Raw genomic sequence first — 23335 nt, forward strand, 5'->3', positions numbered from 1 at the left:
TCCACTAAAAAGTAATATCTTTCCATCGATTTACTGTTCCATTCCTTGCGATATTTGTTGGAATCGACACCCTTCCTAATCCTTTAAGTGTATAAATCACTTTCCTAATATCCTCTACAGGAATCACCAAATTATTGTGCAACAAGTATAACCAGTTACCTCCCATAAATATTCCTGATTTTCCACTAGCATTAAGTAAACCGGAATAGGAGTAATTATTGTATTTTACCGTTGAAAATTCTAAAAATTCTTTTGCATCAGTATAATTAGGTTTGATTCTCGACAGATAAACATCGGCATCCATATGAATGCCTGATTTTCCAGTAAACTTCCCTTTAGGATCAAGTAACATCATTGAGGTATACGTATCGGCATTAGCTTTCTTCTGATAGCTCCACACAATATAGTCACCTGTGTACTCCAAGTCCATCGCAATACCACGAATATTGTTGTTACCAACTTTAGAGTTTTCTCCCATACGTCCAATTTTTCTTGTACCATACCAAAACTCCATACCCTCACTCGTCAATTTACCCGACAATCGGGTTCCAGAATAAAAGCTTAACGCAGTCGGATCCAATTGCAAATTTTGACTATAATTGTTAAATCCAACTTGAATCGCATTGACTGCCAGTTTATCCGCAGTAATCGACCGTGAACGCAGGCGGTCATTGTTGATATAGCCACTACTAAGATTTGCTGCATCTAGATTGATTGTCCGGACTTTTGAGGCATCTAACGTACCGTATATCGTGGCAGCGTCTACGCGCAAATCTTTGATCATTGCCATTGGAATGAATGCTTTTCCAGTTAATATGGTTGTTTCTGCATCCAATACAAGCTGTTTGTTTTGTATCAGTGTTTGTCCTGCTTCTATGTTCAACTGACCAATAACATCACCTTTTTGTACGGTAATATTAAAACGATCTGACATTTGTAACAGTTGTGATCGAATCGGTATATCTACTTTCTGTGGTTGTGCACTTTGAATGACGGCATAATCAATTGCATTTAATGGTTGCTCTCTATTTGGAACAACAACTTTCAAATAGCGTGACCTACTCGTTGCTCTTGAAACCGTTTGTTCTGTTCTATAGGCAACAAGTTGTTTGTTTTCATCGTAAAATACCATCATACTTATCACTAGATCGCCTTGACCGTCCACAACCATATAGGGTTTTTCTGCTTCAACTTCGATAAACCCTGTGGAACGAACAGTTGTAGGAAAATCAAACGGTTTCCCCCCATTACGAGCAATAGACCCAATTTCCCAGCCAGCATTTATATTTTTCGTTTTGCCATTCAACCCTCCGATTGTTTCTATCACGCTTGTATATTGATCTGCTAACTGTGTTTGTTGGGAAGTGACGCCTTTTAGTTGGTCTAAAACAGTTCGTTGGAATCCCGCAGAGGTTTGTTCAAGTTGGGACAGCTTTACTTTCACACCATCTGTTTCGGTTACTAACGAACGTAATTTGTCCCCTTGGACCGTTAAATTAGTGGTATGTTGACTGACCAATTTGTTGATCGCGTCAACTGACGTAATAGATGCCTTCGCTTCTAATCCTTCTGCCGTCTGATTTAATAATGTTTCTTGATTTTTTACCGTACCTTTTAACTGGTCAAAAGTGGTTTGACTCACTTTTTGTGAGAGTTCCCCTGTCAGTTGGTTGGTCACCTTTTCAACTTGTGAAGTTGTCCATTTCAATTCCGTAATACTTGCATCCGTTGCTAAAAAATGATTATAGGCTTCTTCGGCTTGTTTTAAGGCTTCCGTTGCCTGTTTTTCAACTGCCGATAGGCCATTTTTAGCAAAGCCTGCATCAATTAACGCTTGTTGGGCTTTTGAATTGGTTTCTACAATACTTTGTTTGGCTTTTTCTAATTCAGATTGTTGTTGCTCAAATTCTTTTTCGAGTTCTTCCAGTTTATCTTTCCCTAGTGTTTCTTGCCAAATAGTACCATTCCACACATACATTTCTATTTCATTCCCATTAGGTTTAAACCAGACATCACCAACTTTTGTTGCTTTAGGTTCTCCTAGTCCATTTTCACCAAACAAACCATGAAATATAGTTTTACTACCATCTGCTGACGATAATGCCATCCCAGACTGTGCCACAGCTTCTTGAATAGCAATTTCTTGTTGTTGAAGAATGGTTGATAAAGAGGCTCGTTTTTCCCCAATTTCTATTTCATCATACGATTCATCTAAAACATTCCATATTGTGCGAACAACTTTTGCGACCGTATGAATACCCAGTTTAGGATAAATAACTGTTACTTCATCACATAAATTGATTTCTTCTAAAGGAGCATATTCTTTATAATCAACCGATTTGGATAAATCTAAAAAAGACACCCGAATAGATGTCTTTGGTTGGCCTATTTCATTGTTTTGAATGTATTGTTCTGCTAATTTTCTCAATTCTGATGGGGTTGGATTTTTTTCTTGTCCATTAAATTCAGAACTAAAATCTACTGGTAACACTTTCCGGTTTGGAAACTTATTCCAATTTGAAGCATCCACAATATAACCCGGTACCGTTAAAATTTTTTCTTTTTGCTCTTCTTGTATTACGGCAAAAGGATATAAAGAGGTATACGTGTTGGTAATATTTTTTTCTTGCTCAAAGTCTGTAATATTGCGGCCATACGCTAAAACAGCATTAGCTGGCTTTCCACGCTTCTTTAAAAGGGATATATGATAATTATCAAATTGGTATTCGCCACCCCAAGTATCTAATATTGACCCCTTCACTCCGCCCAATGCTTGACGAGCATTTTGCACCTTATCGATTCTCCAATTTGTCGAATGGACGGTTTCAATATCGCTTTGAACAACAAATGGATGATTGCCGATAAGCCCATTCGCCCATGATTCTAACGCTTGTTGCCCAGTAAGATTGTGCAATGTCATTTCCGGTTTTAATGCCATTTCCGAAGCAAGATAACTGATATGTTCCGCATATATCTCAGCTTTTCCAGAATGATTTGGAACAATTCGTTTGATTCTAAATTGTTGATCTTTCAAAAAATGTCCACTATCAACTTTTAAAATTTGATTTTCTTGTATGTTAGGAAAAATAGTATCCTCTATCAGAACAGTTACTTCTAAAATAAAATTTCCGTTCCTCTCTTCCGTTACAATCGCTTTTACCGCGTTTGTTAATGGCCCTAATCCTAAATGAAAAAAATCAGTTTCAGTTGCTTCATACAAAATTGGATATTTCATCCGACCAACATCTCCCATCTTGGAATCACTGTTACTTTATTGATAGTTCCAGTAACTAGGATATTTTGCTTGCCCGGATAGATTACAGGCAACGGATAACTAGTCACTTTATCCCATGCCGCTTTTGTACCAGTTAGATTTGTGACTGTGTTATACAAACTATCCACAATAACTCCTCCATCAACATTTTTTAATGACAATTTTTCTTTCCCAATTTGTATTGTCATATTTCCAGTACCTATGATTTTTAATCGAGGGTGTGCACAACGATTAGTAGGGTTCGTAATACTCGAACCCAAATTCAGCTCTGAAAGTCCAGATTTCAAGAAAAAATAAGGCTTTATAGTGAAAGTCAAAATAGCTTTCCCATAATATTTTAGTGTCCGTTGAATATTCAATTGTTCTGTATATTTGGCTAAATACACCTGATCTGGTCTCCCTTTAAATTGCAGCTCATGCCAACGATTATCCATATTCAACCAATTGGATATAAGAACTGAATCACGATCTATATCATCTCCGATATATTGAAAAGGAAATGATTGTTCCACATTTGAGAACGTATCATCTCCATAAAAAATCTCTCCGTCTAATCCGATTATTTTTTCTTGTTGTTCATTTCTCTTGGGAGCTGTAAACGAAACATCAGGGTTTAAAATCAAGTGGAAATCATCTGTGTTTTTTCCGTTGAATTGAATCATTTACATTCCTCCCTTTTCATCTATCATCGTTACCCACGCTATCTCTTGCAGAGTCTTACGTATATCTTCTTTGTTATTCCATTCCACTTGCATATGAAAAATAGGATTATTATGGATACTTGTTGTTGTATGCTCTTCTTGAACAAAAGCGCGACCATTACCTATATTTCCTTTTTGTAAAACATTTGCTATATTCAGTGGAGATAAATCTGTTTCAAGACTATCTGACAATTGATCTCCCATGCTAGACACGGTAGCCTGTACAGTAGAAAAACTATTTTTCAGTCCCTTATTTAACCCCAACATAATAGCATTCCCAGCTGGAATTAGTAATTTTTTATCGTAAGAAATCGGGCCTTTGTGTTCTGCAATCCAGTCAGCAATTCCCCCAACGAAATCTTTTACGCTTTCAAAACCAGATTGTAACCCACCTAGAAAACCATCAATAATTGCTTTACCTGCATCCATTAAACTATCTGGTACAAAAACACCAATAATAGCATCAAGCAAATTCATTGCCGCATTTCGAATATCTTCTTGACGATTACGAATATTGTCAGCAAAACCATTAATCATTTCGATACCTGCATCCATTAACCTTTTTTGGGCTTGGACGACACCACGTACCATTGCATCAACCAGATCCATTGCTGCATTGACAATATCGCCGATTTTACTAGCAATTCCTTCCAAAAATTGCACTATCAAGTTAACCGCTGCATCAATAATTTCATTTAAATGGTTAGCAATTCCATTCACAAAACTAGCAATTAAATTGGCAGCAGCCCCCACAATATCATCCATTCGTGAGGCTAAAGCATTAGCGAAATTAACCATCAGATCAACAGCTGCATTAATGATTGTCCCCATGTTTGAACTAATTACTCCAACAAAATTTATAATGATAGTTAAAGCTTGCTGAGCAATTTGACCAATATTATTCGCAATTCCTTGTAAAAATGTCATTAACAAATTAAATCCTGCTTCTAAAATCATAGGTAAATACGTATTAAGTGATGTAAGCCACGTTGTAATCAAAATAGCTGTATTCTCTACTAATGACGGCAACGCCAACGTAATACCTTGTAATAGAGAATTAATTAACATAGTTCCTGCTAAAATAATTTGAGGTAGTGCTACCGTTAATGCATTAAGGAAAGATAGAATAATTTGTGTTGCTGATAAAACGATAGTAGGTATAAGTAACATCATTGCCGTTGTAAAAGCGGCTATTAGTTGTGCTGCGGCTAAAGCAAGTTGAGGAAGACCTTGGGCAAGTCCTAAAATAAATCCAGAAATTACACTTAATCCACCAGAAATAATTCCTGGCAAAGCATTAGCAATAGCTGCCAGAATTCCCTGAATAGCTAATCCAAATGAAGTACCAATTATTGGTGCATTTTGGCTGATACCTTCAGCTAAAGTACTAAATCCAGAAATCATCTGATCAATACCAGCTTTTACCTCACCGCCACCCATAACTTTTGCAATTAATGTAAATGCTTTTATTACTAAACCAATTGGGCCTAATAAAGCCAGAATAACTGTTTTAACTACCTTAAATGCTACGCCCAGCCAATCAATGGCATCTGTTGATTTAATAGCTTTATTCCCGATATTATTAACAATAGATGCCACTTTATCTCCTACGGTGGAAATAAGCTTCATACCATTCGACAGTACCTTAGTTACAGTTTCCGATTTAGTAAAACTACTGATTAACTCTTTTGTTTTTCCAACAATATTATTCATACTATTACGAACATTTTCGTTGGTTTTGTAGAGATAAATAAGACCAGCTACAAGCGCGCCCACGGCCACCATTACAACACCCAAAGGATTCGTAAGCATTGCTGTCTTTAATACTACAAATGCTGTTTTAATCCCTGTAATCGCAGTTTTTAATGAATTAAAAACACTAATAGCTCCTTTAAAAGCCAGAAACCCAGATAGTGCACCGAGTGCAACAGAACCAATGAATTTGAACATCTCGGCATTTTTTTGAAGCCAATCAATCATGTTACCCAGTACAGGGAAAGTTTTCCTAATTGAAGCAATCAATTCATCAAATGCTGATAGCACATAAGGTATTGCTGCTTTTACAAATGTGATAATTGCATTTGGTAAGGCTTTTAAAATATTAGCTACCATTGGAATAAAGTTACCAATTAAGAAAGTAGCTGCTGTTTCAGCAAGTTGATTTAAAGCTGGTTGAATATCCTGACCAAGTGCCATCTTACCTAAAACATTAGATAACGATGCTTTCATGGCAGCAAATGATCCGCTAAATGTCTCAGCTGCTTCTTTGGCAGTTGTACCTGTAATATTTAGGTTTTCTTGAATAGCATGGATTGCATTATAAACATCACTTAAATTGTTGATGTCATACTTAACTCCCGTAAGCTTTTCAGCATCTGCCAAAAGTCTTTGCATTTCTTCTTTAGTACCGCCATATCCTAGTTTTAAGTTATCTAACATGGTGTAATTTTGTTTAGCAAATCCTTGATAAGCGTTTTGAATATCGGTCATATTGGTACCCATCTTATTCGCATTATCGGACATATCAATCATGGCCATATTTGCAATGTCTGCTGCTTTTTCAGTATCTCCTCCTACTGATTGCAACAAACTTGCACTAAAACTTGTTACATTTTCCATGTAATCATTTGCTGATAAACCGGATGTTCGATATGCTTCATCTGCATATTTTTTTACTTTGTCGGCACTTCCCTTAAACAGGGTTTCAATACCTCCAAGTGATTGTTGAAGATTAGCACCTTCGGTTAAAGCCATCCCGATAGATTTCCCAATTGCCGCAGTAGCAATGACACCTTTTACAACTGAAACCAATCTACCTGCTAAATTATTCCCAGCACTAGTACCAGCTGCTGAAGCTTCCGGATCCAGTTGATTTCGAATTGCTCCACTAATACCTTTAGCTGATGGCATAATTTGTACATAGGCTTGTCCCAGTTCAGTTGCCATTAATCTTCACCTCTTTTCCCTTGAAGTATTTCTTTTCTTTTTTGTTCAAACTCCTCACTAGAATCAAAAATAAGAACTTTTTCATTTGATTTAATCTCTTGGAAATTATCCAAAATCAAAGATGGCCTATTCTTTCCCTTTTGGGCTTCTTTAGTTTTAGACCAAAGAAGTAGGCTCAAACGATCAGCTATTCCAGCTAATAGCAAGGTATTTGTTGGAAGAAGTTGATCACCTATTTTCATTTTGATTCTTGAGTTCTCTCTCAAACCACAAGCAAAAACAGCCACCTTCAATAAAGGTAGCTGTCTATAGTCGTATATTTGATATGTTTCAGCCAGATCACAAATTAAAGAATCTTCATCTAACCGAAGCATTCCAGCAAGGATTAGGATTTTTTTGTTTCACTCTGATTTTCAAAAATTTCTTTAATTTCTTCAGACATCAAATCAGCAGGAACTAGTCCCTCTTCTGTCCGCAAATGATCTTTCAATCTCTTTGTTTGTTCTACCCCAAGCAACATAATAACCACTTTTGAGAGAATCAATGGATTTTCTTCCAATTCTCCAATTGACTCTAGTAGTTCATAGTTATTTAAACGTTCTTTTGAAATTTTATAACTAAACCCAGAATTTGTTTTTCCTTTTATTACATCCTTAGACATCATCTTTGCTGCCTCCATCACTTGTTGCTGGTTTTTGAATATATTCATAATGTGTATTTTCTTTGCTATCAGGGAGCGCCGTTATTGTTGTCTCATAGCCACTCGTTTCATCGTCTTTATAAACAATTTCTCCGACTTCTGACACTTTGCCATTAGGGATTACAATTCTCTTTAACACTCCACCCTTTAATACCATTTCCACAACAAGCACATGTTCCTCCATAGGTGTAGAATTTGCTTTAATCGTAATTCCAGTTTCTAAAGTCCCCGTTACATTTTTAGGGCCATAAACTTCTTTTAAAACTTCCGGATTCAGCGCTTCAATTAATGTATAAGAAAAAGTATCTGCTTTTTCAGTTTGAACAACGTCTACAATATCTCCACCCCAAGCTTTGATATTATCCGTTTCAGGAGTATTGCTATTTGTCATTCCATCTTCTGAAATATAGCCTAATCCTTTAAAAGCTTTATCTAACTCAACAATCGCGTCTGTTGGCAATGCAGTCCCAAGCGGCGCTGAATAAACAGCACCACCAACTTTAGGCTTTGCTGTCGTTACATTTTTTACATCTGACATGTTTGTACCTCCTAATAATGATTAATATCAAATACCGCTTGATAACGGTATTCTTTTGTTGTGGTATCGGTAAAATTGTAATCGCTGTTGAGAGAAATTTTACTGATTTCATCCAGCACAATCATTCCCTCGACAGCTTCTTTCACCGCTTCATTCAAAACTGCTGCTTCATACATCGATGGTGCATAGCTTTGAAAAGCAAATGTGGAAGAAGGCAAATAATTGCTTTTGCTACTTCCAGTTTTTTCAAATAAAACATAGCTGTCCGGTACAATTTCCGGACGTTCTAAAAAAGACGGCACATCTAAATGACCGTCCAAGTACTTCTTGATTACTAGTTCAATCATCTAGCGCACCGCCTTCAAGATTGTATTGTTTTTTGCGTTATCCCGTTTAGCCTTTGAAGAATCAGCATAAACCATAGCATTTGCTCGATTTTTCCCTACATACATATCTTGTGCATATCCTTCGCCAGCTCGGTTCCTTACAGCAGTTGCTTTTTCTCCCAAAACAGCTTGCATTTCAGGCGATTTCATAAGATTGGCTACACTACTATGATTTAATTTAAATTTCATTTTAACCATATCGTTCCACCATCACTTTCTTGTTCCAAGATAAGGGAATCAGCGCCTCGATTCCTTCCGAGGAAAAACCAAATGTATGCCAGCGTTTTCCAAAAAATTCTACCTCTTTGTCTTCCCAGTCGTTTGCATCTCCTTTGGGAATACCTAGTGTATATACTGCAACTTTTCCAGTAAGACTTTGCTGATTGACGATATCATCAGTAGATGTGGGAACGATAAGGACGTTATCTACTTCTACCGTAGTTTTTTCGTAAATTGGATGGTTAAATGGATCTTTACCAACCTCTGTCTTATTAATCAATTTGACTGTAATTCCCTCAATCCCCATATGGTTCAATCACTCCGTATCTTTGACGACGTAATCCAAGGCGACTTAATTCACTGTTTTTTATGAATAATCCACCACCGGGTACAAGATAGGTGCCAGACATAGTGTAACCTAATGCACCTTGAGAATATTGTGTCATTGGTTCTTGATTGGTAGAAGTCATGAGAGTACGAGCAACAACATCAATTGTCACAGATTTTACGACACTTTCAAATGACTGGCGATTTTTTATCATCTCATCTAAATCTTTCCCCACTTTATAAGCTTCTTCTCGTAAAGAATCAGAAACAATAACTAATAAAGCTTCTGATCGAATTGCCTCATCCGCAGATAGCTTTCGCCAAATTTTTTCCAAATCTTGAGTGGTAGCAAATGGTTCTAATTCCATGCAATCACTCTCCTTGTGACATCATCAAATCATACAACTCTTTCTTTTTCGCCGCCTGTGAATAAGCAATCCCAAGAGCATCTAACTCTTGTTTAATTTCTTCTTTTGTAATGTCACTTGGAACAGCTTCTTCCTTATCAATGTCCAAAGAAATAGAAGAAGTTTTCGTCTCCTGCTCTTCAGGTTGTTTTTCTTTTACATCTGTCTCAATTTCCCAGTCTGGGCCGGTAAGAACTGATGGGATATCAATAACGATTCCCGTCTTCCTGTTTTTATAGCGCATTCACTACTCCCCCACTTTTTTTATAATTGCAAAGCTTGAAGCATCCATAATTCCCCAACCAAGATACGTTTCAGAACGAAGATAAACTTGATTGTATCCTTTCAAATCTTTTCCAGAATTATCTGGATCACCATATTTGATAACTTCTAATGGGATTTGTTTTGCATATCCCCATTTGAACATATTCGCAAAGTCTCCAACAATTGCTCGATCTTCTTTTCCAGCAGATACTGTATTGTTAATATCTGTTTGTAAACCATTGATTGATCCCGGATTTGCTCCCCAAGCTAGTTCAGGAAATAGACGAATATTCGTATCTCCACCTGTTCGCATTGCAGCAAGCTTAGCAGAAAATTGCGGATCCATCGCCATTCCTGTAATTGTTCCTCCAGCTCCTTGGATTGTTGCAACTGCCGATTCAATATTTGCATCAGGATTTACTTCATCAAATGTCACTGTTTGCGTGACTTTACTATCAAAATGATTGTTCCCAATCACATCAGAGGCTGCTCCAGAACGAGGATTAATTCCATGAAAAGCCATCAAATCAATACCTCGAGCAAGCTTTTTCGCATAACCATCATTAAAAGATTTTAGAATATTAATTTTTTCTTCGTCTGTTGCATATAAGAATTCATCTGAAACACGTGCACCATACTCAACTTTAATTGGGACAATTGTTAATGGTTCGATACTAAAACCACCGTGTGTTTTTTTCCCATTTTCTGCCACAACATCAATTTCAGAATCCATCGTAAACGTAAATTCTTTTTGTCCGTTAAATGGAATCGGTACTTGTTTAGATAAAAGTGCTAATGAACTTTTCCCTGTCACCTTGTTAATCAAATCCGTTACAATTTCTGGTTCAAATAAATTTCCTCGTGAAGTTGTCATAATTATTACTCTCCTTCTAACTCAATATTTTCTAATAAATTTTTATAAGCTCCATCCTTAGAGTCATTTAATGGTGATTCCGACTCTTTTAACGGTGGAATAGGTGAGGTATTTTTTATAAATCCTGAAAACCTTTCTGCATCAGCAATCAAACTCTCTTCATCTTCTCCAACTAGGCGATCCGCAAAATCAAACGGTAATCCGTGTTTTAAAGCAATCTTGGTTTTTAAATTAGCCATTTCATAATTAGCTACTTTCTCTTTCAGGTCATTAATTTCCTTATCCGAAGCAGATCGCTCTTTCTCTACTTCGTCAGCCGCTGTTTTCAATACAGTGTTTTCAGTTTCTAACTCACCATTTCGTGACTTCAATTGTTCATAATCGGAATATTTCTTTTCCAATGTTTCTTTTTCTCTACGAATTCGTTCCGATATCGCTGCATCAAAGTCTTCCTGTGTTTCAATTGGTTTAAAATCTGACATCATAAAAACGTCCTTTCTCCCCACTTACCCGGTGGTATCGGTAATTTTTTGTATAAAAAAAGACCTCAAAAATGAAGTCTTTTAATACCATATTTTTTGTTTTTGTTTAGGCTTACTATTATGACAAGCCCAATACGCTAATAGTGCACTATCCATAAGACTAATATCTATATCATCGAACAATGATTTATAACCAAATCCGCCACTAGTCCCAATATTTCGCTTGTCACAATTTGTGGCAATTAGCGATAGAGAGGGTTGGTTATTGTGACAAATATTTTTTTGATAAATTCCTTGTTCCCATGAAGAGTTTGCATTAATTATTTCTTTCACAGTAGGTAGAATGGGAGGACTCATTCGAAAATCTTTCATTTCCTGAACTAAAATACTTTGACCACTTTGACCATCAATTACGACTGTTTCAATATCCGCACTCTGTAAAAAAGATAAAATCCACTGGTTTCCATTTCGAATGGACTGACAATCTATTACTTCTACAAAAATTTTTCCAGATAATGTTTTGACAGCAACACTCATTGCGACATTTGTCCCAGTATTACCATACTTGATTCCTACAAATAGTTTACCTTTCAAGACTGGGAGCCGCTGAACTTTCAATGCTTGCCATTCTGTTTCTGAAATAACAGATTTCTGGTTATATCTCGGCCAGTAACCCAAACGTTGCACATTATGATCAAGTTTATCTTCGCCAAGCTCAGCTTCAATTTTTCGTTCATTTAAATGGTATCCCATAGATGGGTTGGTTAAATACCAAGCATCTATATCGTGAATATCCTTTGTTTCTCTCACTGACCATTCTGCCCAGCCAGAATATTTTATTCCGCCTTTTAATACTTTATCACGATAATTTGTAAAAACCGTACCACTAGATACCGGTGTAGGTGGTGTCCCACACATAATCGTCATTGGATTATCACTATCCGTAACGGTGTACTTTAAGGCTGATTCCTGTTCAATGGTATATTCTTGTGCTTCATCAATAACCAAAAAATCGAAGCCTTCGCCTAAACCGCCACTAGATGTACGTGTACGAAATTGAATAACACCACCAGACTGATACAGTTCTAATCGTTCTTGTCCCTTCGCTTTAATTGAATTAAAGTCTTCGCCTTCAATATATCCACTATCTTCTAAATATTTTTTCACTTTTTCATACGACGAATGAGACGTGCTAATTCGATGTGCTGTATGCAGAATGCTAAGTCCATTTTCTAATGCCCATAGTTCTAACATGTAAATAATCTCAGTTTTACCATTACGACGAGGCAGAGAATAACCAAATTTTTGATGAACCCAAAGCCCCTCACTATCAATAGCCATGATAGGTTCTACCATGTTTAATTGCCAATCATAACATTCTCGCCCAGTCTTCTGATAAATAGCAACTGCTTCTTGATATAGACTTCTTTCGTATGGAAGAATTACCGATTGAGTAGGATGTTGATTACCAAATCTTACTTTAGTAGTCATAGAAATCCTCCTTCAATCACAACATGCATGATAACCCTATCGCTGGGCAGTGCTAATCTTTATTTATTTCACTTGGGTAGTATTTAACACTGATATCAATGGATTTCATTCCATCATCCCAATCGCTATCACTTTCTAGAGTGACTCTCGCCAGTTTTTCTGACTGTAAAATTTCATTTAAGATATGGATAGCTTTAACAATCATTTCTTCATTTTCCATGAAATCCTCTCCAATCTGGCGGTTTTTTAACGGGTAACGCAAAAAGGCCCACAACCTCTCGCAAAGTCATTTGCTGCCAAAAGTTATTCTGTTTTTTCACCTATTTGACCTCCTAAATTCGAGCACAAAAATAGCACTCAATCATTTTTTTCAATGACTAAGTGCTAAAAATGTCCGATTGGATGTTCGCTTCTTTTCCAGATTACTTCTGCTATATCTTCTCTCGGAATAGCAAAAACATCTTCTTCGTCAGTTACTTCATACGCTTCATCTTCACCATGAATCAAGAGGACAGTAAGCTCTCGGCCATCTTTTGTGCGAACTACATCATATTCTTCTATTTTCACTTGTACTTCCTCCTATCCTTTTCATGTGCTCTATAAGCATTCGTAAATCTAACTTCTTTACCACCTTCGTCAATCCAGAAAGTTAATAAATTTGTTGTTTTTCCATTGGGGCCAGTGACAGGCATCATTACCACGTATCTTTTTCCCCACTGATCTTCATATGACGGTATAGCTTTGTAATAAGGAAGCTGCTTTTTTATTTGATTTGCAACCATTCGGTAATTTTTAGGATTAAGCCCTAATACATTATTCAACTCTTTTGCTTTTGCACTACCTCTTGAATGGTTCGGATCAAGGAAATATTTTTCGAACTTCTGCTTATCAATTTTTGCATTCTGCCAGTTAGGTAATGCGTCTGGATGAACTTTTCCTCGTTTTATTGCACTTACACCAGATGGTCCAGTATAACTTGGATAATCCAGATTCAGTAGCTTCCTTTCCTCTATTTTAGCATCTTTCTGATGGTCTCGCCATTTCTTGGTGTGAGAATCCTGAATTCCACGAGAATCTTTAGGATTGTACTCCACTATGCAGCGACATCGGTCATGGCGCTGATAAATATTTTCCGGCTCCTCATGATAAGGATAAGTTCCGGCTAGGTTTTTACACCAATCACAGGCTTTTCCCCGAACCGTTCTTGTAATTGCCGGTTTCAATCCAGCATTGGCATGAAAGTCAACATTTGCTTTGATAGCATCATCTACAATCGATTGTGTGAAATTAACAACTGGCTCTTGTAAGATCCATTTAATAACTTCAAAGTCTGCCTCACTAGACACACGGTTGATAATTCCATCGATACGGTCCTGATTAATCACAGGTGATTGTGCTTTTAGCTTGATTCCGGCCGCTTGATTTAGCTCCCTTTGCACATCCCCGGCATACCCGCTCACCAAGTCAAAGTTCTTTTGCATAGTTGGATTCAAAATACGATCTGCAATGTTGAAATACATTTTTCCATCTGGCAAACCTTCAGCTGTAATATTTGTGCCAAGAACATCCGCAAGAATTTCACCAACTTCAATGGCAAAATCATTTACATCAATGTAACTAGCTTTCTTGTCACTCAATCGCTTTAATGCTTTTTTCAGCTTTACGCTGTTGTAAGTTTTCTCGTCAAATTGTGATTGGATATTTTTCAAAAGCGCTGGTACAATATCATCCACTGTAATCAGCTCCCTTAACCCCAGTCAGATCACGAATCGTTTCGCTATCCACAAAACCTTCAATTGCTTGATTCAACTTAATTGCACCGTCACCGACAAGACTTAACATGCTAGCATCTGCTTCAAATAACGGTTCCCATTTAGGTTGTGTATTGATAAACTGTTCACGCAAATAAGGATACCCATCACGAAGGCATGCAGCCAAATAAGCCACATTTAGTAATCCCGATCCGAAACTTCTTTGCGCTCTACGTCCAGCCAATCGTAAATTTTCATGACTTGCTTTTATAGCCTCAACACTGGATGGATTTTCTGAAACAAATCCTAAATCATCTAATGTTAATCCCATTTCACCAGCAAAGCCAGCTGCTGCTGTTTTTAGTTGCTCTGTAAAAGGAGACATAGAGGGAGTTGTGAACTGACCTAGAGTTGGTGAATTCCCTTTCTCATCTTGGCTAAACTGCAACATTGAAGAAATAGTTGCTTGCCATTTTTCCAATGGTTCAGCATCCTCACTTAATCCAGTAATATATTTTTGAGGAAAGGAATAAAATTCCGCAGTTACATCTGCTCGTTCCAATGTTCGTTTTGCATACCTTTGATAGTACATACCGGCTCGTGTAATTCGAGAACGACCAAATGGCCGGACTGCATCTGGTCTATGAATAATCGGAACTAATAACGGAATCCCTGTCGGATTTGGAAATGTTAAATCTCGTACCGCTTTGTCTGCATGAAAAAAAGAAGTGTTTTCAGCAGTAAAATAAGCCTCTAACAAAGGACTTCCGCTATCATCTCTTGACAATACTGCATATCCTTCAGTTAAAAGACCTGTGATTGGATCAATAATTCCAGTAGCGTTATTCGCTTCAATAACCTGCAATCTAGGGATATCCCCTTTGCCAGAGGAAATATAGACAAATGAACACGAAGCGATCAAAGCAGATAAAACAGCACTATCAAAAAAGACATCGGGATTATTTGCTCCAAAGATTTCATTAACTTCAAAATCATCTTTAGCAAATTCTCTAAAAACAAGTCTATCTGCCAAACTATCTACACCTTTTGCACACCAGCCTAAAACTGCTCGATATCGCTCACGAATGTCTGGCGGAATAGTCACCCCAATCATGGGATCTTTGTATTTCATAGCGTATTGTTTATACCTTAAATCTACACGTTTTTTATGAATTACTAATTTTTTTCGTAAATAATCTATTCCTTTTTGAGGCATTTTCCTCTCCTCCTTCTATCGCACGAGAAAAAATGTACAGTGACGGCGTGAAGCTCGGCCGACAAATGTCCGGGGGAGATATCCCCCCTTCTATTTTCTCGCTGGTTGCTTTTTAATTTATTTTTTGACTAGTTATACCTTATTTCTTTTAAGACCTGTATAATGTCCAATCAAGACTTTGTGGAAGATTTCTATTTCCTATATTTTTTATATCTTTTTGTACATTTTGTTGATTATTAAACAACTTGTCGGACTTTTGCCGATTGCAAACCCAGTGAGCTAACTGTAGATTTTCCAAATCAGAAGGATGTCCACCTTTTGATATTGGGATAATGTGATCAATTACTGGACTCATTGGATTAGGATACTTCAATTGTTTATCTACCATTTGTCCACAAATCCCACAGACTGTACTTGTCATCAATATACGTTTTTTATTCTTATCAAAAGCAACACGATGTGCACCTTGTCTATCTGCTCTCAATTTTATACACACCTCCAAAACAAATACATGTTTTTTACGTCTCTCTTTACAACACGTATTGCACGTGCTATAATGTTGTTGTCAGGAGGTAAAGTGCACATGCCTATGACACAAAGAGAAATGGTTAAGCTCCTTAAGTCTCACGGTTTCAAAAAACTTGGAGATGAAGGCAAAGGTTCTCATGTCAAAATGACAAAACCGGGACAGGCGAGACCTATCATTATTCCTCACGGTGAACTAAATAAATATACCGAACGAGGAATAAAAAAGGATGCCGGCTTACTTTAGTCGGCTCCTCAATATCTGAAAGGAGCGATTTTGATGCTAGTTACCTATCCAGCGCTGTTTTATTATGATGATACAGATAAAGCATCAGTACCCTACTCTGTTTTTTTTCCTGATATTCATTATGGTGCTACACAAGGTGAAAATATTTCAGATGCGATGTCCATGGCCTCTGAATTTCTCGGAATTGCAGTGGCTTCAATGGTTGAAGATAACGAAAAAGTTCCTACCCCTTCAAATATTCATAATCTGTCACTTGTTGATAATAACCCCTTTATAGACGATAAAGATTTCGACTTACAATTCGACCCTAAAAAATCCTTTATCTCGATGGTTACAGTTGATATTTCTCAATACCTTGGTGAGCAAGAACCAGTAAAAAAAACACTAACAATACCTAAATGGGCTGACCGCTTAGGTAAAGAGTTACATCTTAATTTTTCAAAAACATTAACAGATGCAATCGCAAATAAACATATTGAAGTCTAGCTTTTGTTAGGCTTCTTTTTTACACACAAAAAGACCGCCGAAGCGATCTCAATTGATTTTCTATTTTCACATGTTATAATAGACATAGAAAAAGGACGTGCTGCAAACACGTCCCATGTAGAACCGTTAAAAAGACGGTGGCTTTCATTAGCTTGATATTGTAACCATCTAATTACTGGCCAAAGTGGATTAGATGGTTACTTTTTTTGGTCTTTATGGTCTATAATCAGCAACACTAACGTCGCAAATGCGATCATCAGCGATAACGCTTGATAAACAGACATGCCTACTCCCTTCTAGGGATAAAGCTATGAACCATAGGCATCACCCCTTTGTTAAGAGATTAGCCACCATCTTTTCACTTTTCTACAATGACTATTATACAAAAAGGCCAACGTGTATGCTAGCCTTGTTTTTATATACTATTTGATACTACTATCATATCACCTTTTTTCGAACAAAAAGTATCAAAAAAGTATCATTTTTTGTAAACCAGACATTGCCCATGCTTATAAGCTTCCGCAAATTCCAGCAATGCAATGTGTCGTAATCGTTTCACGTGAACTTCACTGAAGTGCAATTCTAAACTTATTTCATACACAGAAGCCTTTTCAGGCTCGCAATAAGTCATAGCTAGTATTTTCCGGCTTCTCCAGGAAAGTGATGCTAAAGCTCTTAGAATGGCATCTCGTTCGTTCTCAGCATGCACACGTTCCAATAGACCCTCTTCTGCCTTGTTTATCGACACGCCCAACGTTCGAGGCATGTCACTAAGAAGCGGTGATTTGATATCTATAGCTGCTTTTCCTGCGATACGTTCCCATTTGCGATACTGAGACAAGATTTTTCGTGCATTCATTTTCGTTTTCTTTTCATCGATTTCAGGTAATGGAGCTATCATTTTAGCCACTCCTTATGGTATAATAGTAGTACCATATTACCCATAGCATTGAGCGAAAGCTTGGTGCTTTTTATTTGCCTTCTCTTCCGGCTTCCTTACCCAACAAATATCCCAATAGCAACGTCATCAGAAAGAATAGCGCTCCTACAATCATTTTGAGTATCATCTGTTTTCCTCCTACAACAAATCACCATCGATTAACAATACTTCACCGTTTGCTTCAAGAGTTTCAAAATATTGAAATGCTTCTTCTGCGCCAAATGTTTCCCCCTCTTCTGTATGACTGTTCGCAACCATTTTGAATGCTTCGTATTTCCCCATTGTTTTCATTTCCTCGAAAAACTCTTTTTCGTCCTCTACTTCGCAAACAAGGTCATTGTAAAGTTCTAAACATTGTTTTTCGTCTTCAGCAGCGATTAAACACTTCAAAATCAAACTTGCTTTTTCCTTGCTTATTGTAGGTGCCGTTGGCCATCGCTTTTTCTTTTAGTCTACGTTTTTTCTTTTTCACTTTGGATTTTCCTTTTCCCATAATCCTTTATCCACCTTCACTACTGCGATTTTCCCTTTATGCGTAAAGAGGGCCGTTTCCAATTGCTGCTTCCCAGTGATTTTTTTGAAATATTTATTCTTTTGAAAGTATTGATACATATTTTGGGAATGTCGACTCAATTTGATATAATCTCCGTCATGCAATTCCACATCGTTTATATCGCGCATGCTAATCCCTTCTCCACTTTGCGTACTTTCTGTACAGCGCGCTCATATGCAGGAATGATTTCCTTTTGCTCCTCGTATAAACGTGTCTCGTTAATATAATTCAAAGCTTCCGTTAGTGCGCGCCATTCGTCTGCCGTCAACTCATTTTTCATCTTATCCCCTCCATTCTGTCGGTTCAATCGCTTCAATCCCTAAAATAACCTGTCCGTCTGGTTGCCCCGCATGCGTGATGTAGGTAATCCTCACATAATAACGATCACCGGTATCCGCTTCTTGTTGTCTTTCTCGTAAAATGAGGAGGTCGCCCACTGTAAAATTCCAATCCTGCTTACAAATTTCAAATTTCTTTTTCCCGCTTGTAATGGCATCAAAATCTTCTGGTGAAACAGTCCATTCATGTACCACACCCCTCGTCCTCCTTCTCTTCGAGATATTCGTATTGTTTGCCATACCGATCGAATGCGTTGTTTTTCGCCATCGTCCAAATCCGATTCTTGCTATAGACACTTCGAGCCGCAATTTCTTCCGCTGTTCCTTCTAAAACAAGCTTTCCATTTAGTGTAACTCGGATTTTTTGTGGTTTCTTTCTTTTTAGAGAGTCTTTCCCCCACAACTTTTTTTGTAAGTTTGCGACGCGCTTTTGTACGGCGGAGTTCGCGGTATAATCCGGTCGGGAAATGAGTTGTTCTAACTCATGAAGAGCTCTCACATCAAGCACATTCGATCCACCCTTTATCCATCAAATGCAGAAGCAATAGGCCAATATCTAAGACATCTTCCCTCATTATTTTGGCTACTTGTGTTGGTTTATATCCTTTGGAAAAGAGCTGGCGTGCCAGCTCTAATCTTTCCCAAGACCAAATAAATTTTGCTTCTTCTAAAATAAGAATAGAATCAGTTTTCCTCATCTGGGTTCCCTTCTTCAGTTTCATTATCTAATTTCTCTTCTGGTGAATTTTCTTCAAAGGTAACTTCGTCCCGTTTTTTGTCCCAAGCAGCTGCGTACGGAGCATAATATTCTCGTGCTTTTTCTAATTCGTTGATTACACTCAATTCAGATAATGAATACGATTCTGCAATTTCTTCAAAAGATTCCCCTGCTTCATTCCTTAATAAAACATCTCGTGGATTAATCTCTCCGGGAAATTCTAAAGATTTCGCTGCACGAATAAATTCATCAATAATTTCTTTTGTCACAATAAATTCTCGATCTTCAATATCGATATTTCCTTGAGTATCCACATCCAATTGCGTTTGTTCACTTTTTACTAAATCAATGGTGCCATCGTTATTGACAATATATTCCATCGTTGGAGCGTTCGTTGACTTATCAAAAGGAACAGAGTAGCTATAAAATTGTGGAACAACACGAATAACCACTTCTTTATTTGTTAAATCGGCAAGTTCTTCTACTTTCCCTTTTAGATCTCGAATCGGAACCTCCAACAAAATTTTCTTTTTATCATCATTCCCTTGTCCTTTATCTCTTAAAGTTGCGTTGAATTCTAATGACATTTAGTTTTCCTCCAGTTTTTCTTTTTTTCGTTTCTGTCGTTCTCTTGCACGTTTATTTTGTTGGCGTAAGGACTCAAAACAAGACATTTCTTCAAATTGATCGGTTTTGCTATCATATTTCGCAAAAATGACAGGGTAGCCATATTCTTTCGCAAACATCTTCATTTTTAGTTGACTTTCTTTATCTTGATAACCTTTGACATCGACCACTTTCACAATCGTCAATCCCTCATAAAAAACAAAATCCGCTTTATAATTCACTGGGTTGATTTTTTCGCCAGTGGATAAAATCGTTCCAGATTGAACAGGAATCAATTTCTGCATCAAACAATATTTACCAGCTAAGGGTAAAAAAGAAACCCCTGCATCTCGTAGTTTTTCGTAATAACGTGCTTCGGCTTTAGAGTCAAACTTATAGCCGTCTACAAAAACTTTTTTATTGCCAAACTTACTCTTTTTTGCTTGTTTTTGTGGCATTGCTTTTCACCTGATCTTTAAACATTTCAATTTCTTTTTGAACGGCTTGCCCATGTTTATTGCAGATTGGACAAGGGCGGCAAACTGCAAATCCAAACGTATCACTTGTCCAAATGACACGTTCGTCTCGGCATTTCACACATTTCACAAGATTATCTCCTCTCAAAATCGTAATCGTGTTCGTTTGTCTGCGGTTGCTTTGGTGAATTTAATCACCTTTCCCTGTGCGCCTCGGAACATTCGACTGACAAGTTTCTCGTTATAGAGCTGGTCAAATTCCTCCGAATTCAAGTTTGTCGTTAAGATCGTCCGCCCACGTGCATTCAAGATACCGTAAAGGAATTCTTGGTTATAGCGACTTGATTCCAGTTGCTGCACATCTTTTTCTCGTTGTAAACGTTGAAGTGTGGATTCACTTCCTACATCGTCAAGTACTAATAAATCCACTCTACGTAAAAGTTGCGTCATGTTTTCTTCCGTATAGCGGCTCTCCTTGTTTCGAAACGAGTCTTTGACTTTCCGCATCAAATCTACAGTCGAGATAAACAAACAACTCACATAAGGAGTCGCTTGCGTATTGATGGCATGCAACATCGACATAGCTAAATGGGATTTCCCTACACCCGGCGAACCTATAAAGACGACATTAAAGCGTGTTTTCCGGTCATATTCTCGGTAAGCCGCTTCCAGCCGTTGCACTTCTTCTGAATCCGATTGGCTATTCTCTTTGGCCAACAACCATTTTGTTTTGAGTTGGTTCAACTGACGAAATGTCGCAAGGTATTCGCTGGCAAAAAGTTGTGCCTGTTCCAGCGCTTTTTGGGTTTCGAAATTATCCGCACGGTAGTTGGAAAATCTCACAGCTTTTAACGAATCGTCTCCCAACAGTGAATCCTTTGTCAGTACCTCGATGGTTCGGCGTCGGTACGCTCGATCTGTGGCTTCTTGCGCTTGTTTACGCTCTTGTTCCGCCAACGCTTCTTTTTTGCATGCGGTACAAAAAGGCGTTTGTTCTCGAAACGACACAAGCGGAATTTGATGTTTGGGGCACACTTTGGCCGTTGGTTTCACTTGCTGTAACAGTTCAAATTGCATCTAGAAATACACCCCCGAGTTCGATTTTGGCTTTGGTCTTATACGTTCTACTTGTCTGTTCTGCGCCTGCTTATACTGGCGATTAGCTTGAGCTGCCATCGTGTCGTATTTTTCGCGTAACTTCTTTGCAGACAAGATATTGGCTGCCCAAAAAGAATCCGCTTGACTCCAGTTAATCATTTGGCTTACTTGGTCTTCGGTCCGCTTGTCGATCTCGATCATTTTCCGAATATCGTCGGCCCAACGATTTAAGTTCGGTTGCTTGATTTCCTGATTCTGACAAATCTGTTTGAATAGCCGTTCTGCGAGTTGATAATAATTTGAGTCAGGGTCGTAAATGCGCTCTTTGCGTGTTTGCGACGATAATGTTTTATTCTTTACATTCTTATCATTCTTTATATTCTTTATATTCTTATTAGCTGTTAGCTGACTGTTAGGCGTCTGTTGGTCGACTGTTAGCTGACTGTTCGTTTGACTGTTACTATCATTTTCAGATGATTGGTAAAAGCCCCAATTTATAATGGTTATGAGTCGATTTTGCTTTGTTGATTCGTCTGTTAGAAATTCGTATTTTTCAAATCGTTTCAACGCAGTCCTCACATTTTGTATTGAAACGCCTTTTCCGGCTTTCTCTGCAATATTGGGTAAAGATGTAATCATTTGCCCCGGTTTCGTTTTATAAGGAACACCTCGCCACTCCCATTCTTTTTCTTCGTAATTTGCCATGGTCAGAAGCGTCAGTAAGATAACTTTTTGTTCCGGAGTCGATTCGAACCAAATTGGTTTTTCGAGAAGTTGTCGATGAAGTTTGAGCCAACCTTCCAATTTTCTCACCCCCTGCTGTCCAACAAATCGCCAACTTCGACAAAATCCGAAAGTTGCTTTGTTTTTCGGCAGTACTCACAGTGTCCGCACCGTCTAGGTGCTTGTTCCCCATATTTCATTCGAAGTATTTCTGGTACATCATGCTTTACCTCTAACAACTCCGATTCATAACGCCATGAATCGATTCGAATCGCTTCTTTATCCGGTGGATCTTGCTTCGAGACTGCCACGATAAAGGCTTCGAAAGGTTTTCTATAACGCATTTCTAGTAACTGACGATAGATTCCCATTTGAATGAGATACCCGTAATCTTCCACAAAAGAAACACGTGTCCGATACTTTTCAGACCATATTCCCTGACGAATATCTTTGGTCGTTTTCAAATCCACAAAATAGCCTTCTTCCACATTTAAACAGTCGATTTTCCCTTTCCACTCTGCGCCGTATAACTCCCCTGTCACGATGACTTCCTTCTCTCCTTGATAAAGAAAGTTGAAAAAATCGTCATATTCTAATGCTTCAATCATGTTAATCGCTTGAACAAATTCTGCACGTTCGCTACCGTTTTTCTTAAAAATTGCTGCCTTATTTTCTTCTAAAAAGGCTTCATGAGCTTCTTTCGATTCAAAATAAGAATGGACATAATTCCCAACTAATAATGCAGTAGGATTACTTGTTGGTTGCCAATCTCCCTTCAACTTAGCTAACGTAGCCGCTGGGCATTTTTGCCAGCTTTTAAACTGACTAACGGACAAGTATTGCCAATCCGCATCATTTGAGTAATAATTGTCTTCACAAAGGAGAATCTTCTTCTGTGAAGTGTTCATCTTCTCCGCTTCCGGTTCCATATAAATCAAAGGCTGTTTGTGTTCCTTCTGGCTCATCTGACGTTCCCCCACCTTCATGAATGCTTTCGTCCATTGCTTCTTCCATTTCTTCAGAGGAACTGCATGTATCCTAATAAAGTG

General features: G+C 37.8%; 36 protein-coding genes. 2 read left to right on the forward strand and 34 right to left on the reverse strand.

Features of this window, described 5'->3' with window-relative positions; translation table 11 throughout:
- Nucleotides 1-4: 4 nt before the first annotated feature.
- The 19 genes from RU96_RS08610 to RU96_RS08695 form a co-directional block, all read right to left on the reverse strand.
- Nucleotides 5-3235 (reverse strand): phage tail spike protein, encoded by a 3231-nt coding sequence (locus RU96_RS08610; RefSeq protein WP_084035480.1) that lies wholly within the window; start codon nt 3233-3235, stop codon nt 5-7.
- A complete protein-coding gene (locus tag RU96_RS08615) occupies nt 3232-3936 on the reverse strand; it encodes a distal tail protein Dit (RefSeq protein ID WP_071865124.1) in 705 nt (234 codons plus the stop codon). The genes RU96_RS08610 and RU96_RS08615 overlap by 4 nt, the downstream gene beginning before the upstream one ends.
- Complete coding sequence (locus tag RU96_RS08620; protein ID WP_071865125.1) at nt 3937-6921, reverse strand: phage tail family protein; 2985 nt, start codon at nt 6919-6921, stop codon at nt 3937-3939.
- The gene (locus RU96_RS08625) at nt 6921-7295 is read right to left on the reverse strand and encodes a DUF5361 domain-containing protein (protein WP_071865126.1); all 375 of its coding nucleotides are present in this window, start codon (nt 7293-7295) and stop codon (nt 6921-6923) included. Before RU96_RS08625 ends, RU96_RS08620 begins: the two co-directional genes overlap by 1 nt.
- Before the next feature lie 11 nt (nt 7296-7306).
- Complete coding sequence (locus RU96_RS08630; protein ID WP_249024170.1) at nt 7307-7585, reverse strand: hypothetical protein; 279 nt, start codon at nt 7583-7585, stop codon at nt 7307-7309.
- Entirely contained in the window at nt 7575-8159 is a 585-nt protein-coding gene (locus RU96_RS08635) for a phage tail tube protein (RefSeq protein WP_071865127.1), read from the reverse strand. Before RU96_RS08635 ends, RU96_RS08630 begins: the two co-directional genes overlap by 11 nt.
- 11 nt (nt 8160-8170) lie before the next feature.
- Nucleotides 8171-8506 (reverse strand): hypothetical protein, encoded by a 336-nt coding sequence (locus tag RU96_RS08640; protein WP_071865128.1) that lies wholly within the window; start codon nt 8504-8506, stop codon nt 8171-8173.
- Entirely contained in the window at nt 8507-8743 is a 237-nt protein-coding gene (locus RU96_RS08645) for a hypothetical protein (protein WP_071865129.1), read from the reverse strand. It lies immediately after the preceding gene.
- Nucleotides 8736-9071: a hypothetical protein gene (locus RU96_RS08650; RefSeq protein WP_071865130.1), complete on the reverse strand. Its 336-nt coding sequence runs from the start codon at nt 9069-9071 to the stop codon at nt 8736-8738. Before RU96_RS08650 ends, RU96_RS08645 begins: the two co-directional genes overlap by 8 nt.
- Nucleotides 9061-9459: a phage Gp19/Gp15/Gp42 family protein gene (locus RU96_RS08655; protein WP_071865131.1), complete on the reverse strand. Its 399-nt coding sequence runs from the start codon at nt 9457-9459 to the stop codon at nt 9061-9063. Before RU96_RS08655 ends, RU96_RS08650 begins: the two co-directional genes overlap by 11 nt.
- A 4-nt stretch (nt 9460-9463) precedes the next feature.
- Nucleotides 9464-9742, reverse strand: coding sequence for a hypothetical protein (locus RU96_RS08660; protein ID WP_071865132.1), 279 nt, complete (start codon nt 9740-9742; stop codon nt 9464-9466).
- 3 nt (nt 9743-9745) lie between these two features.
- Nucleotides 9746-10636, reverse strand: a complete 891-nt coding sequence (locus tag RU96_RS08665; RefSeq protein WP_071865133.1) for a phage major capsid family protein — start codon at nt 10634-10636, stop codon at nt 9746-9748.
- Between the two features lie 5 nt (nt 10637-10641).
- Nucleotides 10642-11121, reverse strand: coding sequence for a capsid assembly scaffolding protein Gp46 family protein (locus RU96_RS08670; RefSeq protein ID WP_249024171.1), 480 nt, complete (start codon nt 11119-11121; stop codon nt 10642-10644).
- 78 nt (nt 11122-11199) lie between these two features.
- A complete protein-coding gene (locus tag RU96_RS08675) occupies nt 11200-12609 on the reverse strand; it encodes a DEAD/DEAH box helicase family protein (RefSeq protein WP_071865135.1) in 1410 nt (469 codons plus the stop codon).
- A 52-nt stretch (nt 12610-12661) separates the two neighbouring features.
- Entirely contained in the window at nt 12662-12829 is a 168-nt protein-coding gene (locus tag RU96_RS13050; RefSeq protein WP_169818346.1) for a hypothetical protein, read from the reverse strand.
- Between the two features lie 164 nt (nt 12830-12993).
- Nucleotides 12994-13176, reverse strand: a complete 183-nt coding sequence (locus RU96_RS08680) for a hypothetical protein (protein ID WP_071865136.1) — start codon at nt 13174-13176, stop codon at nt 12994-12996.
- Complete coding sequence (locus RU96_RS13205) at nt 13173-14342, reverse strand: DUF6883 domain-containing protein (RefSeq protein WP_071865137.1); 1170 nt, start codon at nt 14340-14342, stop codon at nt 13173-13175. The genes RU96_RS08680 and RU96_RS13205 overlap by 4 nt, the downstream gene beginning before the upstream one ends.
- Nucleotides 14335-15576 (reverse strand): phage portal protein, encoded by a 1242-nt coding sequence (locus RU96_RS08690; RefSeq protein WP_071865138.1) that lies wholly within the window; start codon nt 15574-15576, stop codon nt 14335-14337. Before RU96_RS08690 ends, RU96_RS13205 begins: the two co-directional genes overlap by 8 nt.
- Nucleotides 15577-15724: 148 nt before the next feature.
- Nucleotides 15725-16066, reverse strand: coding sequence for an HNH endonuclease (locus tag RU96_RS08695; protein WP_071865158.1), 342 nt, complete (start codon nt 16064-16066; stop codon nt 15725-15727).
- Between the two features lie 93 nt (nt 16067-16159).
- On the opposite strand from RU96_RS08695, the gene RU96_RS08700 reads away from it, so the two are divergent.
- Complete coding sequence (locus RU96_RS08700) at nt 16160-16348, forward strand: type II toxin-antitoxin system HicA family toxin (protein ID WP_071865139.1); 189 nt, start codon at nt 16160-16162, stop codon at nt 16346-16348.
- Between the two features lie 33 nt (nt 16349-16381).
- Entirely contained in the window at nt 16382-16834 is a 453-nt protein-coding gene (locus tag RU96_RS08705) for a type II toxin-antitoxin system HicB family antitoxin (RefSeq protein WP_071865140.1), read from the forward strand.
- 197 nt (nt 16835-17031) lie between these two features.
- Here the strand turns inward: RU96_RS08705 and RU96_RS13210 are convergent, their stop codons facing one another.
- From RU96_RS13210 to RU96_RS13405, 15 genes are all read right to left on the reverse strand, one after another.
- On the reverse strand, nt 17032-17118 hold the full coding sequence (locus RU96_RS13210) for a putative holin-like toxin (protein WP_282956605.1): 87 nt from the start codon (nt 17116-17118) through the stop codon (nt 17032-17034).
- Between the two features lie 194 nt (nt 17119-17312).
- Nucleotides 17313-17735 carry an ArpU family phage packaging/lysis transcriptional regulator gene (locus RU96_RS08710; RefSeq protein ID WP_071865141.1) on the reverse strand — a complete coding sequence of 141 codons (423 nt, stop codon included), beginning with the start codon at nt 17733-17735 and terminating at the stop codon, nt 17313-17315.
- A 177-nt stretch (nt 17736-17912) separates the two neighbouring features.
- Entirely contained in the window at nt 17913-18164 is a 252-nt protein-coding gene (locus RU96_RS08715) for a hypothetical protein (RefSeq protein WP_249024172.1), read from the reverse strand.
- Between the two features lie 78 nt (nt 18165-18242).
- Entirely contained in the window at nt 18243-18455 is a 213-nt protein-coding gene (locus RU96_RS08720) for a hypothetical protein (protein ID WP_010747084.1), read from the reverse strand.
- Nucleotides 18443-18607 carry a hypothetical protein gene (locus RU96_RS12960; protein ID WP_010747085.1) on the reverse strand — a complete coding sequence of 55 codons (165 nt, stop codon included), beginning with the start codon at nt 18605-18607 and terminating at the stop codon, nt 18443-18445. The genes RU96_RS08720 and RU96_RS12960 overlap by 13 nt, the downstream gene beginning before the upstream one ends.
- A gap of 1 nt (nt 18608) precedes the next feature.
- Nucleotides 18609-18860 carry a DUF3850 domain-containing protein gene (locus RU96_RS08725; protein WP_010747086.1) on the reverse strand — a complete coding sequence of 84 codons (252 nt, stop codon included), beginning with the start codon at nt 18858-18860 and terminating at the stop codon, nt 18609-18611.
- Complete coding sequence (locus RU96_RS08730; RefSeq protein ID WP_071865143.1) at nt 18850-19173, reverse strand: hypothetical protein; 324 nt, start codon at nt 19171-19173, stop codon at nt 18850-18852. The genes RU96_RS08725 and RU96_RS08730 overlap by 11 nt, the downstream gene beginning before the upstream one ends.
- Nucleotides 19166-19363 carry a hypothetical protein gene (locus tag RU96_RS08735; RefSeq protein ID WP_071865144.1) on the reverse strand — a complete coding sequence of 66 codons (198 nt, stop codon included), beginning with the start codon at nt 19361-19363 and terminating at the stop codon, nt 19166-19168. Before RU96_RS08735 ends, RU96_RS08730 begins: the two co-directional genes overlap by 8 nt.
- Nucleotides 19350-19970, reverse strand: coding sequence for a hypothetical protein (locus RU96_RS08740; protein ID WP_071865145.1), 621 nt, complete (start codon nt 19968-19970; stop codon nt 19350-19352). The genes RU96_RS08735 and RU96_RS08740 overlap by 14 nt, the downstream gene beginning before the upstream one ends.
- Entirely contained in the window at nt 19971-20447 is a 477-nt protein-coding gene (locus RU96_RS08745; protein WP_071865146.1) for a DUF1064 domain-containing protein, read from the reverse strand.
- Entirely contained in the window at nt 20419-20595 is a 177-nt protein-coding gene (locus tag RU96_RS13055) for a hypothetical protein (protein ID WP_169818347.1), read from the reverse strand. The genes RU96_RS08745 and RU96_RS13055 overlap by 29 nt, the downstream gene beginning before the upstream one ends.
- Before the next feature lie 14 nt (nt 20596-20609).
- Entirely contained in the window at nt 20610-21542 is a 933-nt protein-coding gene (locus RU96_RS08750; protein WP_071865147.1) for an ATP-binding protein, read from the reverse strand.
- Nucleotides 21543-22367: a hypothetical protein gene (locus RU96_RS13215; protein WP_071865148.1), complete on the reverse strand. Its 825-nt coding sequence runs from the start codon at nt 22365-22367 to the stop codon at nt 21543-21545.
- Between the two features lie 5 nt (nt 22368-22372).
- On the reverse strand, nt 22373-23194 hold the full coding sequence (locus RU96_RS08760; RefSeq protein WP_071865149.1) for a PD-(D/E)XK nuclease-like domain-containing protein: 822 nt from the start codon (nt 23192-23194) through the stop codon (nt 22373-22375).
- A complete protein-coding gene (locus RU96_RS13405; RefSeq protein ID WP_282956604.1) occupies nt 23160-23288 on the reverse strand; it encodes a hypothetical protein in 129 nt (42 codons plus the stop codon). Before RU96_RS13405 ends, RU96_RS08760 begins: the two co-directional genes overlap by 35 nt.
- Nucleotides 23289-23335 lie beyond the last annotated feature (47 nt).

This window comes from Enterococcus canintestini, from assembly GCF_001885735.1.
In the GTDB taxonomy this organism is placed as follows: Bacteria; Bacillota; Bacilli; order Lactobacillales; family Enterococcaceae; genus Enterococcus_C; species Enterococcus_C canintestini.

What these genes read in the sequence shown, in the direction of transcription:
- RU96_RS08660 (WP_071865132.1), bottom strand. Translation starts at nt 9,742, where the DNA reads ATGCGCTATAAAAACAGGAAGACGGGAATCGTTATTGATATCCCATCA.
- RU96_RS08690 (WP_071865138.1), bottom strand. Translation starts at nt 15,576, where the DNA reads ATGCCTCAAAAAGGAATAGATTATTTACGAAAAAAATTAGTAATTCAT.
- RU96_RS08735 (WP_071865144.1), bottom strand. Translation starts at nt 19,363, where the DNA reads ATGAGGAAAACTGATTCTATTCTTATTTTAGAAGAAGCAAAATTTATT.
- RU96_RS08630 (WP_249024170.1), bottom strand. Translation starts at nt 7,585, where the DNA reads ATGATGTCTAAGGATGTAATAAAAGGAAAAACAAATTCTGGGTTTAGT.
- RU96_RS08615 (WP_071865124.1), bottom strand. Translation starts at nt 3,936, where the DNA reads ATGATTCAATTCAACGGAAAAAACACAGATGATTTCCACTTGATTTTA.
- RU96_RS08700 (WP_071865139.1), top strand. Translation starts at nt 16,160, where the DNA reads ATGCCTATGACACAAAGAGAAATGGTTAAGCTCCTTAAGTCTCACGGT.
- RU96_RS08655 (WP_071865131.1), bottom strand. Translation starts at nt 9,459, where the DNA reads ATGGAATTAGAACCATTTGCTACCACTCAAGATTTGGAAAAAATTTGG.
- RU96_RS13050 (WP_169818346.1), bottom strand. Translation starts at nt 12,829, where the DNA reads ATGGAAAATGAAGAAATGATTGTTAAAGCTATCCATATCTTAAATGAA.
- RU96_RS08760 (WP_071865149.1), bottom strand. Translation starts at nt 23,194, where the DNA reads ATGAACACTTCACAGAAGAAGATTCTCCTTTGTGAAGACAATTATTAC.
- RU96_RS13405 (WP_282956604.1), bottom strand. Translation starts at nt 23,288, where the DNA reads ATGGACGAAAGCATTCATGAAGGTGGGGGAACGTCAGATGAGCCAGAA.
- RU96_RS08750 (WP_071865147.1), bottom strand. Translation starts at nt 21,542, where the DNA reads ATGCAATTTGAACTGTTACAGCAAGTGAAACCAACGGCCAAAGTGTGC.
- RU96_RS08650 (WP_071865130.1), bottom strand. Translation starts at nt 9,071, where the DNA reads ATGGGGATTGAGGGAATTACAGTCAAATTGATTAATAAGACAGAGGTT.
- RU96_RS08675 (WP_071865135.1), bottom strand. Translation starts at nt 12,609, where the DNA reads ATGACTACTAAAGTAAGATTTGGTAATCAACATCCTACTCAATCGGTA.
- RU96_RS08705 (WP_071865140.1), top strand. Translation starts at nt 16,382, where the DNA reads ATGCTAGTTACCTATCCAGCGCTGTTTTATTATGATGATACAGATAAA.
- RU96_RS08720 (WP_010747084.1), bottom strand. Translation starts at nt 18,455, where the DNA reads ATGCGCGATATAAACGATGTGGAATTGCATGACGGAGATTATATCAAA.
- RU96_RS08625 (WP_071865126.1), bottom strand. Translation starts at nt 7,295, where the DNA reads ATGCTTCGGTTAGATGAAGATTCTTTAATTTGTGATCTGGCTGAAACA.
- RU96_RS13210 (WP_282956605.1), bottom strand. Translation starts at nt 17,118, where the DNA reads ATGTCTGTTTATCAAGCGTTATCGCTGATGATCGCATTTGCGACGTTA.
- RU96_RS08610 (WP_084035480.1), bottom strand. Translation starts at nt 3,235, where the DNA reads ATGAAATATCCAATTTTGTATGAAGCAACTGAAACTGATTTTTTTCAT.
- RU96_RS12960 (WP_010747085.1), bottom strand. Translation starts at nt 18,607, where the DNA reads ATGAAAAATGAGTTGACGGCAGACGAATGGCGCGCACTAACGGAAGCT.
- RU96_RS08670 (WP_249024171.1), bottom strand. Translation starts at nt 11,121, where the DNA reads ATGATGTCAGATTTTAAACCAATTGAAACACAGGAAGACTTTGATGCA.
- RU96_RS08620 (WP_071865125.1), bottom strand. Translation starts at nt 6,921, where the DNA reads ATGGCAACTGAACTGGGACAAGCCTATGTACAAATTATGCCATCAGCT.
- RU96_RS08745 (WP_071865146.1), bottom strand. Translation starts at nt 20,447, where the DNA reads ATGCCACAAAAACAAGCAAAAAAGAGTAAGTTTGGCAATAAAAAAGTT.
- RU96_RS08665 (WP_071865133.1), bottom strand. Translation starts at nt 10,636, where the DNA reads ATGACAACTTCACGAGGAAATTTATTTGAACCAGAAATTGTAACGGAT.
- RU96_RS08640 (WP_071865128.1), bottom strand. Translation starts at nt 8,506, where the DNA reads ATGATTGAACTAGTAATCAAGAAGTACTTGGACGGTCATTTAGATGTG.
- RU96_RS08740 (WP_071865145.1), bottom strand. Translation starts at nt 19,970, where the DNA reads ATGTCATTAGAATTCAACGCAACTTTAAGAGATAAAGGACAAGGGAAT.
- RU96_RS08645 (WP_071865129.1), bottom strand. Translation starts at nt 8,743, where the DNA reads ATGGTTAAAATGAAATTTAAATTAAATCATAGTAGTGTAGCCAATCTT.
- RU96_RS08710 (WP_071865141.1), bottom strand. Translation starts at nt 17,735, where the DNA reads ATGATAGCTCCATTACCTGAAATCGATGAAAAGAAAACGAAAATGAAT.
- RU96_RS08635 (WP_071865127.1), bottom strand. Translation starts at nt 8,159, where the DNA reads ATGTCAGATGTAAAAAATGTAACGACAGCAAAGCCTAAAGTTGGTGGT.